General features: G+C 66.9%; 12 protein-coding genes. 2 read left to right on the forward strand and 10 right to left on the reverse strand.

The genetic code is table 11. The features are described 5' to 3' along the window. Positions 1-351 precede the first annotated feature (351 nt). The 10 genes from ACTJJK_RS11195 to ACTJJK_RS11240 all read right to left on the reverse strand — a co-directional run bounded on the left by ACTJJK_RS11195 (position 352) and on the right by ACTJJK_RS11240 (position 10,397). A complete protein-coding gene (locus ACTJJK_RS11195; RefSeq protein WP_031374011.1) occupies positions 352-573 on the reverse strand; it encodes a YbdD/YjiX family protein in 222 nt (73 codons plus the stop codon). After that, a complete protein-coding gene (locus tag ACTJJK_RS11200; RefSeq protein ID WP_440730223.1) occupies positions 573-2,645 on the reverse strand; it encodes a carbon starvation CstA family protein in 2,073 nt (690 codons plus the stop codon). The genes ACTJJK_RS11195 and ACTJJK_RS11200 overlap by 1 nt, the downstream gene beginning before the upstream one ends. A 442-nt stretch (positions 2,646-3,087) precedes the next feature. After that, entirely contained in the window at positions 3,088-4,080 is a 993-nt protein-coding gene (gene corA, locus ACTJJK_RS11205) for a magnesium/cobalt transporter CorA (protein ID WP_440730224.1), read from the reverse strand. A 40-nt stretch (positions 4,081-4,120) separates the two neighbouring features. After that, positions 4,121-5,374: a lipoprotein N-acyltransferase Lnb domain-containing protein gene (locus ACTJJK_RS11210; protein WP_223621239.1), complete on the reverse strand. Its 1,254-nt coding sequence runs from the start codon at positions 5,372-5,374 to the stop codon at positions 4,121-4,123. A 276-nt stretch (positions 5,375-5,650) separates the two neighbouring features. After that, complete coding sequence (locus tag ACTJJK_RS11215; protein WP_031374015.1) at positions 5,651-6,520, reverse strand: HlyC/CorC family transporter; 870 nt, start codon at positions 6,518-6,520, stop codon at positions 5,651-5,653. A gap of 219 nt (positions 6,521-6,739) precedes the next feature. Continuing rightward, positions 6,740-7,273, reverse strand: coding sequence for a GspH/FimT family pseudopilin (locus ACTJJK_RS11220; RefSeq protein WP_161786160.1), 534 nt, complete (start codon positions 7,271-7,273; stop codon positions 6,740-6,742). A gap of 302 nt (positions 7,274-7,575) precedes the next feature. Then, positions 7,576-8,058, reverse strand: coding sequence for an rRNA maturation RNase YbeY (ybeY, locus tag ACTJJK_RS11225; protein ID WP_031374017.1), 483 nt, complete (start codon positions 8,056-8,058; stop codon positions 7,576-7,578). Positions 8,059-8,194: 136 nt separating this feature from the next. Beyond that, the gene (locus ACTJJK_RS11230) at positions 8,195-9,181 is read right to left on the reverse strand and encodes a PhoH family protein (protein WP_031374018.1); all 987 of its coding nucleotides are present in this window, start codon (positions 9,179-9,181) and stop codon (positions 8,195-8,197) included. A gap of 271 nt (positions 9,182-9,452) precedes the next feature. Further along, positions 9,453-9,686, reverse strand: a complete 234-nt coding sequence (locus tag ACTJJK_RS11235; protein ID WP_031374019.1) for a hypothetical protein — start codon at positions 9,684-9,686, stop codon at positions 9,453-9,455. 42 nt (positions 9,687-9,728) lie between these two features. Next, complete coding sequence (locus ACTJJK_RS11240) at positions 9,729-10,397, reverse strand: phosphatase PAP2 family protein (RefSeq protein WP_161786161.1); 669 nt, start codon at positions 10,395-10,397, stop codon at positions 9,729-9,731. A gap of 333 nt (positions 10,398-10,730) precedes the next feature. Between ACTJJK_RS11240 and ACTJJK_RS11245 the strand changes: the two genes are divergently transcribed. Next, the gene (locus tag ACTJJK_RS11245) at positions 10,731-11,738 is read left to right on the forward strand and encodes an NAD-dependent epimerase/dehydratase family protein (protein ID WP_440730225.1); all 1,008 of its coding nucleotides are present in this window, start codon (positions 10,731-10,733) and stop codon (positions 11,736-11,738) included. Beyond that, complete coding sequence (locus tag ACTJJK_RS11250; protein WP_440730226.1) at positions 11,735-12,625, forward strand: MBL fold metallo-hydrolase; 891 nt, start codon at positions 11,735-11,737, stop codon at positions 12,623-12,625. Before ACTJJK_RS11245 ends, ACTJJK_RS11250 begins: the two co-directional genes overlap by 4 nt. The last annotated feature ends 491 nt before the right edge of the window (positions 12,626-13,116 follow it).

Consider the following 13,116-nt stretch of genomic DNA (forward strand, 5'->3'; position numbering starts at 1 on the left):
GATAGGACATCCTTGTCCTATCGAAAAACGGCGCACGTCCTGTGCGCCGCCCTCCGGGTCTACTGTTGACCGGCAAAGCAAGAGCCGTAGCCACGGCCAAAGCCAAAGCCAAAGCCAAAGCCGAAGCCGAAGCCGAAGCCAAAGCCAAAGCCAAAGCCAAAGCCAAAGCCCATGAATATAGGCGGAGACGGCGAAAGATCTGCGCCGGCCAGATAAGCGGTCGCAGTTTGCGATCGCAGAAAGTCCCTGTGACGAGGCGTCTATTCTGCCTGCGAAGCGCCAGCTGCCATGCAGCGAAACCCCCAAAGAAAAGGCCGCCCGAAGGCGGCCTCTGGTTCTCGCGGAACCCGATCAACAACAACCGAAGCGACCGCCCCCGTAACGCGCCTGCTGGCGCTCGCGGAAGAAGGTCGCGTAATCCGGGATCGGCCGCTCGGGATGTTTTTCCATCAGGTGGCGGACGTAGTTGTCGTAATCCGGCACCCCGCAGCACAGCCGCGCGGTCTGCACCAGGCGATGCCAGGTGCGCTTGTAGAGCTGGTACTGGCTGGCGGGAACGAGCGCGGTACCCATCACACGTTCGCCATTTCGTGCGGCTTCAAGGCCACGTACGGGGATTCGCGGTCGCTGCGTTCGGGGTTCGCGCGCGCCTTGGCGATCGCGCGCAGCGAGTACACCAGCACGCTGAACACCACGAACAGGAACAAGCCGGTCAGCACCGTGTTGACGTAGCTGTTGAGCATGATCTGCTGCATCTGCTCGATGCTCTTCGCCGGGGCGACCACTTCGCCCCTGGCGATCGCGGCCTGGTACTTGTGCGCCTGGGCGAGGAAACCGACCGCGGGGTTGTCGTCGAAGATCTTGATCAGGCCGGCCGCACTGGTGCAGATCAGCAGCCAGATCGTCGGCACGATCGTCACCCAGGCATAGCGGTCGCGCTTCATCTTGAACAAGGCCACCGTGCACAGCATCAGCGCGATGCCGGCGAGCATCTGGTTGGCGATGCCGAACAGCGGCCACAAGGTGTTGATGCCGCCGAGCGGATCGATCACGCCTTGGTAGAGGAAGTAGCCCCACAAGGCGACGCAGCCGCCGGTGGCGAGCAGGTTCGGGCCCCAGGCTTCGGTGCGGCGCAACGCCGGCACGAAGCTGCCGAGCAGGTCCTGCAGCATGAAGCGTCCGGCGCGGGTGCCGGCATCGACCGCGGTGAGGATGAACAAGGCCTCGAACAGGATCGCGAAGTGATACCAGAACGCCATCGTGTTCTCGCCCGGCAACACGTTGTGCAGGATCTGGGCGATGCCGACCGCGAGCGTCGGCGCGCCGCCGGCGCGGGCGAGGATGGTGTTTTCGCCGATATCCTTGGCGGTGCTCTGCAGCATCTCCGGGGTGACCGAGAAACCCCAGCTCGAGATCGTCGCCGACACTGCATGCACGTCGCTGCCGACCAGGGCCGCGGGGCTGTTCATGGCGAAGTACACGCCCGGTTCGATCACCGAAGCCGCGACCAGGGCCATGATCGCGACGAAGGATTCCATCAGCATGCCGCCGTAGCCGATGTAGCGCATATGCGATTCATTGGCGAGCAGCTTGGGCGTGGTGCCCGAGGAGATCAGCGCATGGAAGCCCGATACCGCGCCGCAGGCGATGGTGATGAACAGGAACGGGAACAGGCCGCCTTTCCAGACCGGGCCGGTGCCGTCGGTGAACTGGGTCAGCGCCGGCATGCGCAGGTCGGGCATCACGATGACGATGCCGATCGCCAGCGCGATGATGGTGCCGATCTTGAGGAAGGTGGACAGGTAGTCGCGCGGCGCCAGCACCAGCCACACCGGCAGCACCGCAGCAACGAAGCCGTAGCCGATCAGCATCCAGGTGATCTGGGTGCCGGTGAAGGTGAAGGCCGGGCCCCACACCGGATCGGCGGCGACCTTGCCGCCGTACCAGATCGCCGCGAGCAGCAGGATCAGGCCGACCACCGAGATTTCGCCGATCTTGCCCGGGCGGATGTAGCGCATGTACACGCCCATCATCACCGCGATGGGCAGGGTCGCCATGACCGTGAACATGCCCCAGGGGCTTTCCGCGAGCGCCTTGACCACGATCATCGCCAGCACCGCGAGGATGATGATCATGATCAGGAAGGCGCCGAACAGGGCGATGGTGCCGGGGATGCGGCCCATCTCCTCGCGCACCAGGTCGCCGAGCGAGCGGCCGTTGCGGCGGCTGGACACGAACAGGACCATGAAGTCCTGCACCGCGCCGGCCAGCACCACGCCGACGATCAGCCACAGCAATCCGGGCAGGTAGCCCATCTGCGCGGCGAGTACCGGGCCGACCAGCGGACCGGCGCCGGCGATGGCGGCGAAATGGTGGCCGAACAACACGTGCTTGTTGGTCGGGACGTAGTCGAGCCCGTCGTTGTTGATGATCGCGGGCGTGGCCCGGGTCGGGTCGAGCCGCATCACCTTCTCGGCGATGAACAGGGAGTAGTAGCGGTAGGCGACCAGATAGATCGATACCGCCGCGACCACGATCCACAAGGCATTGATGTGTTCGCCGCGCCGCAGCGCGATGGTGCCGAGGCAGAACGCCCCGAGGACTGCGAGGGCCGCCCAGCCCAGTTTGCCGAGACCACCTTTCATGACGACCCTCCCAGATTGAACTCAGGCAGCGTCGCCCCTGGGTCCGCGCGGGTCAATGCGCAGTGCCGCAATAGCGGCTGATACTTTGGTCTTAGGGCCGCGGTTCGGGCGGCTCGGAATGCGGATTCCGGCGTTTGGGGAAGTGGCTGCGCGGCGAGTGATCTCGGTGCGGTGGTGGTGCGGTAGAGCAAATCCCCCGGCGCCGCCGGTCCGGTCGGACCTCCGAGCGCCGCAGGCGCCGGCCCCCTTTGTCAAAGGGGGCGAGTTGTCGATGGCCGACGCGGTGATCTGGTCAAGGCAGCATCGACTTTGTCGGTGTCGGTGTCGGTGTCGGTGTCGGTGTCGGTGTCGGCGCCATTGTCGCTGCTTAGTCGATGCTGCTGCCGCCTTTGCTGTTCCCCCCTTTGGAAAGGGGGGCAGGGGGGATTTGCTCTTGACGCCCCTACAACCACTTCGCCCGCTTGAAGCCGATGTACAGCACCAGGCAGATCGCGATCACCGCGCCGATCAATACCGCATAGCTCCATTGCCCCGGCAGCTCGGGCATGTGCACGAAGTTCATGCCGTACCAGCTCGCGATCAGGGTCGGGGCGGCGAGCAGGGCAGCCCAGGCGCCGAGGCGCTTGACCACTTCGCCCTGGCGCACGGTCACCAGCGACAGGTTGACGCTGACCGCGGCGGTCAGCATTTCGCGCAAGGTGTCGGTGGTTTCGTTGATGCGCACGGCGTGGTCGAGCACGTCGCGGAAGTACAACTGGATCTCTTCGTCGACCAGGCCGCCGCGCGAACGCGCGAGCTGGCCGAGGATGTCCTGCAAGGGCGACACTGCCATGCGCAGGCGGGTCAGTTCGCGCTTGAGGTCGTACAGCTCCTGCACGGTTTCCTTGCGGAAATCCTCGGCGAAGATGTCCTTCTCGAGCTCGTTGAGCTCCTGGGTGAAGCCTTCGACGATCGGCATGAAGTTGTCGACGACACTGTCGAACACCGCGTACAGCGCCGCACCGGGGCCGTGTTCCAGCAAGTCGGGCTCGCGTTCGATGCGGGCGCGCGCGCTCTTATAGCTGATCGAAGCGCCGTGGCGCACGGTCACCAGATAACGCGGGCCGACGAACATGTGCGTCTCGCCGAAGCGGATGCGGTTGTCGATCTTCTGCGCGGTGTGAATGGCGATGAACAGCGAGTTGCCGTAGGACTCGATCTTCGGCCGCTGATGGGCGTTGTGCGCGTCCTCGACGGCGAGGTCGTGCAGGCAGAACTCTTCCTGCAGTTTGTCGAGGATGCCTTCGTCGGGCTCGTACAGGCCGACCCAGACGAAGCTGCCGTCGTCGACGGCCAGCACGTCGCTGATGGCGTCCAGGCCGATGTCGCGGCGGGTGCCGTCGCGGCTGTAGGTCGCGCAGTTGATGACGCATTGGGGCAGGGTGGGATCGCTCATGGCCCGAATCCTGCCCGCGCAAGACGGCTGCGGCAAGCCGTCATGCCAGGCGCAATCGGGCGGCTTTACGGAACCCGGCCCACAGCCCGACCTGGATCGGCAGCCACAGCGCGATCCAGTGGGCGTTGCGTTGCGGATACACCGGCAGCCAGTACAGGAACAAGGCCGCCAGCGCGCACAACGCGACCAGGCCGGTCAGCCAGACGAACACCGGGCCGGTCTCGCGGCCGCGCAGCGCGCGCCAGCCGCCGAACCACAGCAGCAGGCAGAGCGGGTTGAACAGCAACAGGTTGCGGTTGGCCCAGATGTAGTTGTGGCCGGTGTCGACCCAGGCGTACAGCAGGACCGCGCCGACCAGGCCGAGCACCGCCCACAGCGGCAACGCCGCGACCGCGAGTACGCGCGGGCTGCGCTCGCCGATCCAGGCCAGCGCCGCGGCGATCGCCAGGCCGGCCAGGGCCCAGGGCCACCACGGCAGCGGCTGGTCCTTGGGCTCGGGCGAGATTTTGTGCGGCAGCAGCGGCCGTTCTTCCTGGACCAGGGGCTGGCCTTGCAGGTTCTTGACCTCGCGCAGCGCCGCCGCGAGCCGGCTCGGAACGTACGACTCGGCCCACACCGGCACCGGTTTGTCGGTTTCCGGGCCCATCATCACGTCGAGCACCAGCCACATCCACGGTTCCGGCGCCGACAAGCGCAGCGCTTCGCTGCGGAAGCTGCTGCCGTGCGAGCGGCCTTCGGTCTGGCGGCGCAGTTCGCCGCCGAGCACTTTGTCGATGGCGTCGCGCACGCGCGTGGCGCAGTTGTCGTCGAAGTACTGATAACGGTAGTAGGCGTTCTCGGGCAAGGCGTTGACGCGCAGCGCCTCGGCCAGCTCGCGCGCCTGCTTCGGGGTGAGGTTCAGCCACTGCACCGACACGCCGCGGCCTTCCTGTGCGTACTGCGCCATGTCGTCGTCGAACGGCAGGGCCAACAGGCGATAGCGCATGTCGTTGCGGATGAAGCGTGGGACGAAGTCCGATTCGGTCGGATCGAAGTAGCCGAAGTTGTACGAGATCGCCCGGCCGCTGGCGGGGTCGAGGACGACCAACGCGTCATGGCCGAAACGCGACCAGAACTCTTCGCCGGGCTGCATCGTGACCATGCCGACACGCGGCGTGGCGGTGGTCGTTGCGGTGGTGTCGGCGGGCTGCGGCGCGGCCGCCAGCGTGCCGGTCGGTGCGGCGAAGGCGATGCTGTGGAGCAGGAGCAGGCTGGCGAGGGCGAACGACCGGACGAATCGGAAAGTGGAGGTCACAGGCGACAGGGTCCGGCGAGGCGAATAGAGGCCATTGTAAACAGCCACGGCGACAGGGTTCGCCCGGAGCTCTAACCGATGAGCCGCTCCGCAGTCAGGTCGGCGGCTGCGGATCGGTGCCAGGCTCCGCATGGCTGCAACGCCCCCGGCCGGCCATTCCGCCTGGTGTGGTGCGGGGGACGTAGTGGCTCAAGGGGCCATGGCGGCCCGGACAGGCCGCCTCTTCGCGGGCCACGTCTTCGGGGCGCACGAGCTTGCCGTGCGCCGCCCAGGCGGTCACAGGCTGCCGAGCACGCCGACGTGGAAGGCATGCACGCGCCGCGCATCGGCGCTGGCCACGCGGAACACGAAACGGTCGAGGGTGAGTTCTTCGCCGGCCTCGGGCAGGTGCCCGATCGCCGCGGTGACCAGGCCGCCGATGGTGTCGTACTCGTCGTCGTCGAAATCGGCGCCGAAGCGTTCGTTGAAGTCGTCGATCGGGGTCAGCGCGTCGACCACGTACTGGCCGTCGGCCTGGGCCGCGATCAGCGCGTTCGGGTCTTCGGCATCGTCGTGCTCGTCGTCGATCTCGCCGACGATCTGCTCCAGCACGTCCTCGATGGTCAACAGGCCGGCGACGCCGCCGTGTTCGTCGATCACGATGGCCATGTGGTTGCGCGATTGGCGGAACTCGCGCAACAGCACGTCCAGGCGTTTGGATTCGGGAATCAACACCGCCGGACGCAGCAACTCGTGGATCGTGCCGGGGCCGTTGTCGGCGACCACGCCGCGCAACAGGTCTTTCGCCAGCAGGATGCCGAGGATCTCGTCTTTGTCTTCGCCGTGCACGGGAAAGCGCGAGTGGCCGGACTCGACCACCATCTTCATCAGGTCGAGGAATTTCGCCTCGGCCGGCAGCGCGATCATCTGCGAGCGCGGGATCATCACGTCGCCGACGGTGAGGTCGGAGACCGCGATGGCGCCTTCCATCATGTGCAGGGTGTCGGCGGCGATCAGACCGTCGGATTGCGCATCGCGCAGCAACTCGACCAGATCTTCGCGGGAGCTGGGTTCGCCCGACAGCGCGGAACTGATGCGGTCGAGCCAGGAACGCCGTTTCTCGGGGATTTCCGGCGCGTGGGTGCTACTACTGTCGTCCTCGGACATTCGACTCTTGAACTGTGGCCCTCGGGGGGAGGGCTGTGCCGCAAGTCTAACCCGGAAGGTCGGCATGGGGCGGTCAAGGCGCCGTTCGGCCCCTGGTAGCGGGCTGCCGGTCGCGCTTTGTAGCAATCCTGCAACAGGGGCGGCGACCGCCGCGAATGCGCGCGAGATGGCCGCCGTTCGGCGCCGAAGCGGGCTTTGCGCGGGCTCCGGCGTGGCCGCTCAGCCATCCCGGCAACTGCGTACCTGGGCGGTGGACGCCTGCCCCAGGTGGAAGCGGCCGGCATTGGACAGCACGACCGTTCCGGCCGGATCGGCCTGCGCCGAGCACAGGGTGAAGGTCAGGTTGGTGCCGGCGATGTCGCCGTCGGGTTGGAACACGATGCGCGTGCGGCCCAAGGTGCTGTGCAGGCGGAGGTCGCCGCCGAGCGCCGGCCGGCGTTGGATCAAGGTGTCGCGGGCGGTGAATTTGCGGTCGCCGTCGACATCGGCGAACACCAGCCAGCCGCGGCTCCAATCCGGGCGCCCGCTGCAACCGCCCTGGGCCGGTGCGGGGCACATCACGGTCGCGCTGCCGGCCGCCACCGCGAGGCGATTGGCGACCAGGAAACTGTCGACCAGGGCCATGCGGGTGTGGCCGATGCGCACTCGCGCGACCGCGTTGAGCAAGGCCGGCATCGCCACGCCGATCAACAAGAACACGATGGCCAAGGCGGCCACCACTTCCAGCAACGAGATTCCTTTCATCCGACGCATACCAGGCTCCTTCCTGCGATGTGGGCAGTCTGGGCCGAGGCGCGAGGACGGCGCATAGGAAATGCGCCCGCGCCGGAGTGGGGATTCGTCGGTGAGGAAGCTAGGACGCCATCGGGCCCGGCAGGCCCGCATCAGGGCGAATCCGTCGATACCGAGCGGGCTTCCCGGCGTTTGCCTGCAGCGATGCAGTGCCGCCGGCACGGTGTCGGAATCGGCCGACAGCGCCCTGGGGATTATGCCGACACTGGCGGAACCTCAGTCCGAACTCGCACCGTCGCGTCCGCGCCGTGCAGTTCGCAGCGTCAGTCTTCGATGTACGGGTCGGCGATGCCGAGGCTGGCGAGGATCTCGCGTTCGAGTTGTTCCATGCACTCGGCTTCGCGTTCGTCCTCGTGGTCCCAACCCAGCAGGTGCAAGGTGCCGTGCACGGTCAAGTGGGCGTAGTGATCGTTGAGCGCTTTCTTCTGTTCGCGGGCCTCGCGTGCGACGACCGGCGCGCAGATCACCAGGTCGCCGAGCAGCGGCAGGCGCACGCCTTCGGGCAGGCCCTCGGGCATGTCGGCCGGGAAACTCAGCACGTTGGTGGCGTAGTCGCGGCCGCGGTAATGGCGGTTGAGCGAGCGGCCTTCCTTGTTGTCGACCACCCGGATCGCCAGGTCGGCCTCGCGGATGCGGCCTTCCAGCGCCGCGGCGACCCATTTACGGAAGCTGTTCGCCGCCGGCAGGCCCTTGCGCGGCACGCCGTAGTTGATCGAGACATCGAGACGGATCGGACCTTTGGTCATTGCGGCGGTTCACTGTTCGGCGGTTCGTGGTTTGCAGCCTGCGCTTCGCGGTGGCTGGTCGATAGCGCAGGCCGAAGCGCGGTCCTGCGATAGCGCGATCCTCCGATCGCGTGGGCGCGGCCGGGGCCGCGCCGGGTCAAACGCCCGGCCCGGTCTCCACGTCCTTGGCGTCGCGCGCGTCGTAGGCGCTGACGATGCGCGCGACGAGCGGGTGACGGACCACGTCCTTGGCCTCGAAGAAGGTGAAGCTGATGCCGTTGACGTTGCGCAACACGTCGAGCGCGTCGCGCAGGCCCGACTTCTGGTGCTTGGGCAGATCGATCTGGGTCAGGTCGCCGGTGACCACCGCGGTGCTGCCGTAGCCGATGCGGGTCAGGAACATCTTCATCTGTTCGATGGTGGTGTTCTGGGCTTCGTCGAGGATCACATAGGCATCGTTGAGCGTGCGGCCACGCATATACGCCAAGGGCGCGATCTCGATCACGTTGCGTTCGAGCAGCTTGACCACTTTCTCCACGCCGAGCATTTCGTACAGCGCGTCGTACAGCGGGCGCAGATAGGGGTCGACCTTCTGGGTGAGATCGCCGGGCAGGAAGCCGAGCTTCTCGCCGGCCTCGACCGCCGGCCGCACCAGGATCAGACGCTGCACGCGCGTCTCGTTGAGCGCTTCGACCGCGCTGGCGACGGCGAGGAAGGTCTTGCCGGTGCCGGCCGGGCCGATGCCGAAGTTGATGTCGTGAGTGGCGATCGCGTGCAGGTATTTGGCCTGGTTGGCGCCGCGGCCGCGGATGGTGCCGCGCTTGACCCGGATCGCGACTTCCTGCGGTTCGATGTCGTCGGCCACGACCTGGTCGGCGCCGGTTTCGGTCAGGGCCAGGTGAATTGCGGCTTCGTCGAGGGTTTCCGCGGCGGAGTCCTTCCACAGATTGCGCAACAAGCGTTCAGTCTGGCCGACCGCCGCGGCCGGGCCGTCGATGCGGAACACGTTGCCGCGGTTGGCGATCTCGACGCCCAGGCGCAGTTCGATCATGCGCAGATGGCCGTTGAAAGGCCCGCTCAGATTCGCCAGGCGTTCGCTGTCGACGGGGTCGAGGGTGAATTCGGAAACGGTGCGTGCGGACATAGAGGAAGCGTAAGAAGTTCGCGTGATGATGACGCGTCGAGGCCTTACAGCTTGCGCCTGTCGGAACGTTTTCGCAAAGCCGCGGGGTGGCTCGAGGGCGGCCCGGATGAACGCCGCCGCTGCTGCACCGGCCTTGCGTGGCCGGCAGTGCGAGTGGCGAGATTCATGGGCGGCAGCCTCGCTTGGGGGCGTTGCTGTGGGCTCGGCGTGCGGGTGCAGCGATGCTCGTTCGGCCGTGCCGAATCAGCCGGCCCGGATCAGCCGGTCCGGTTCAGTCACGCGGCAGGCTGCCTTCGCGCCAGGCCCGCCATACGCGCAGCGCGCCCATCAGGGTCAGCAGGATCGAGCCGATCAACCACAGCAGGGTGATCGCGTCGGCGTCGAACACGCCGCTGCGGTAAGCGCGCATCAGCGAGCGCACCAGGCCGAGCACTCCGAGGCCGAGGAACCAGAAGCCGACCGCGCCGCGCGAGATCAAGCTGGGCTTGGGTTGGGGGTCGGGCATGTCGTGTCCTCGTGAATGCGAAAAGATGCAGCGGCCGCAGGTTTACTGCGGCTGCAACAGCGGGGCCGCGCCAGGACGCCACAAGGGTACGCCGGCCAGCAAGAGACCGATGGTCGCGGTGACGAGGCCGCCGGCGATGTCCCAGGCGTAATGCTGGCCGGTGCTGATCACGCTCGGTGCGAGCGCGATCAGCGTCAGCCAGATCCACGGTCGTGCCCGCGGGTATTGCAGGCCCGCGCCGACCGCGACCACGGCCGGGATGGTGATGTGCCCGGACGGGAAGCAGTTGTTGACGTCGTCGAGCGCATACAGGCAGTGCCAGGCGAATGCGGTGAACGGGTCCATCTCTTCGGGCAGGCCCGAGCGCAGCATCCGCGTCGGCCAGGCCAGCCAGATCGCGGCGTTGAGCGACATCGCGATGGCGTACGCGCGCAGGGTAGCGAGCAGCAGGCTGCGCTCGCGGATCGACAGCAACAGCGCCGGGCCGGTGAACAGCAGCAGCCAGTACGGCCAGATCGTCCAGGCCTGCCAGCCGATCCACTCGTCGATGAAGGTCAGCGGCAACAGCCGCGGCTCGCGCAGCGGATAGGTGTTGATGGCGAGGTAGAACACGGTGGCGATGGTCATGGTCGCCAGGACCATGGCGATGCGTCGCGGCAAGGGCACCTCGGTCGAGGTCGCGGCGGTCGTGTCGATGGAGGCGGCAGTCATGCGGACGGGGTCATCGGTGTGGAGGCTCGCGCTGAAGTCATCGTTGCGCTCGCGGCGGATGGGCATGGGCGGAGATCCGTCCATGTGGCTGCGGTGTGCAGGATCGTCGATACCGGGCCTGGATGGCCAGTAGCTAGGCTAGGGCCGTGTCGTCGCAGGTGTCGCCGGCTCGGCAGGGCCGGTCGGTTCTATCGGAGAACCGGGCCCAGGGGCCATACTGAGGTGGATTCGTAGCCACGATACGACCGAATGCCATGACGACGACGCTATGACGACGAAGCTCGGCGCAGCCCGATCGCAGCGCTCGTGGACAGTTCGCATGGGCAGGGACGCATGACGACGCAACGCATCGTGGTCACTGGCGCGACCGGTTTCGTCGGCGGCGCGCTCGCCCGCCATCTGGTCGCGACGCGCCCCTGGACCCAGGTCGTCGGCCTCGGTCGCGACCCNCGCGCGCTGCAGGCGCAGGGCATCGAGTTCGTCGCCATCGACCTGACCGACGAGGCCGCGGTGCATCGCGCCTTGCGCGGCGCCGACATCGTCGTGCACTCGGCGGCCTTGTCGAGCCCGTGGGGACGGCGCGCCGATTTCGTCGCCGCCAACATCGACGCCACCGATCACGTCGTCGCCGCCTGCATCGCGCGCCAGGTGCGGCGGCTCGTGCATATCTCCACGCCCGGCATCTATCACGATGGCCGCCCGCATCTGGACATCCGCGAAGACCATCCCTTGCCGGCGCAGGCGGTCAACGACTACGTCGCGACCAAGCTGATCGCCGAGCGGCGGGTGTTCGAGCGCTGCGCGGCCGGCGGCGTGTCCGCGCTGGCCTTGCGGCCGCGGGCGATTTTCGGCCCTGGCGACACTGCGATCCTGCCGCGCTTGGCGCAGGCGCTGCGCAGCGGCCGACTGCGCCGGATCGGCCATGAGGACTGCCGGGTGGATCTGACGTACATCGACAACGTCGTCGACGCGATCGTGTCGGCGATCGATGCCTCCTGGCGATTGAACGGCCGCGTCTACAACATCAGCAACGGCGAACCGGTCGCGATCTGGGGCGTCATCGACCGGCTCGCCGACGCTTTGTCGTTGCCGCGGCCCAGACGGCGCATGTCCAAGTCGTTGGCGCTTGCCGTGGCAAGCGGCGTGGAAGCCTGGTATCGCCGCTTCAGTCCCGATCGCGAGCCGCCGCTGCTGCGTTACGGCATCGAATTGCTCAGTGTCGACATGACCCTCGACATCGGCCGCGCCCGCAGCGAGCTGGGCTATCGGCCGCGCGTGAGGATGGAAGACGCGCTGGCGAAAACCCTCGGCGAACTCGCGCGAGCGCAGGTGCGACGGTGAGCGGCGAGGTCACGCTGACGCTCGGCGTGTCCGGGCACAGCTGCGCCGACCCGCGTCATCTCGGTTTCGACGCCGGTGCGGCGATGAGCTTCCCGGCCGGCTGGGCCTTGATCGAGCACCCGCTGCAGGGCGCGATCCTGTTCGACTGCGGCTACGGCCCGCAGGCGCGCCTGGCGATGCGGCGCGGCCTGCGTTGGCTTTATCGCCGCGTCATTCACGCCTGCTCGGCGCCGCATACCGACGCGGCGGCCTTGCTGCAGCGGCGTGGGCTGGCTCGCGATGAAGTGCGCATGGTCGTGCTGAGTCATTTCCATCCCGATCACATCGGCGGGCTCGGCCAGTTCCCGCAGGCGCGTTTCGTCGCTCATGCCGATGCCTGGCGGCAAGTCGAGGACTCGGGCTGGTTCGGCCTGCTGCATGCGCAGATCTGGAAGGAACTGCTGCCGGCGGATTTCGTCGCCCGCCTGCAGTTGCTCGACGAACGCGGCCGGCGCGGGCTCGACGGCGACTTGGCGACGCTCGGCGGAGAAGGCTGGGATCTGTTCGGCGACGGCAGCCTGTTCGCGTTGCCCTTGCCGGGGCATGCGCGCGGCCAGATCGGCTTGGCGCTGCGTACCCATGACGGCGAGCGGGCGATCCTCGCTGCCGATGCGTTCTGGCGCCGCGAGCAACTCGATCTTGGTCGGGACTTGCCGTGGCTGACGCGGCTGCTGGCGATGGACGATGCGAGCGCCTACCGCGACACTTTGCGGCGGCTGACGCGCTTCCGCGATACCCATCCGGGGGCCTGGTTGATCCCGGCGCATTGCGCGCAGACGCTGGCGGAGTGGCGGCGGCGTCATCCGTCGGCGGTGTTGGAGGCGGAAGCGGGCGAGCGGGGCGGTTGAGACTCGCCTCCTATGCGCGGCCCTGCGGGGCCACGCTTGCGTCGTGAGTTCGGAACTGCGCGAAGATTGTCGTTGTCATTGTCATTGTCATTGTCATTGTCGTTGTCGTTGTCGTTGTCGTTGACGTTGACGTTGCTGTGCGCCGCTTCGCACTAGCGAAGGCAATCGAAGACCCAAAGGGCGGACCGCAGGGATGCGGGCCGTTTTTCATCGGGACAGGGATGTCCCGTATGAAAAATCCCCGCGTCGGCATCGATCGTGCGGGCCCTTGATTCAAAGAGAAGCATTTTTCTTTGGTTACCTTTCTTTTGTTGCTTTAGACAAAAGAAAGTAACCCGCCGCTTTAGTGGCGGAAGCTTTTATCGTTTGATCTTGCTTCTGAAAACTCCAAGCAAGTGCAGAGCTGTCACTCCTGTAGGAGCGACGTAAGTCGCGACCGATCTCGCCGGGTATCGATCAAGCAAGAGCAGAGCTTCCGTCCGCTAACGCGG

The organism is Lysobacter sp. 22409 (assembly GCF_052045105.1).
GTDB lineage: Bacteria > Pseudomonadota > Gammaproteobacteria > Xanthomonadales > Xanthomonadaceae > Lysobacter > Lysobacter antibioticus_B.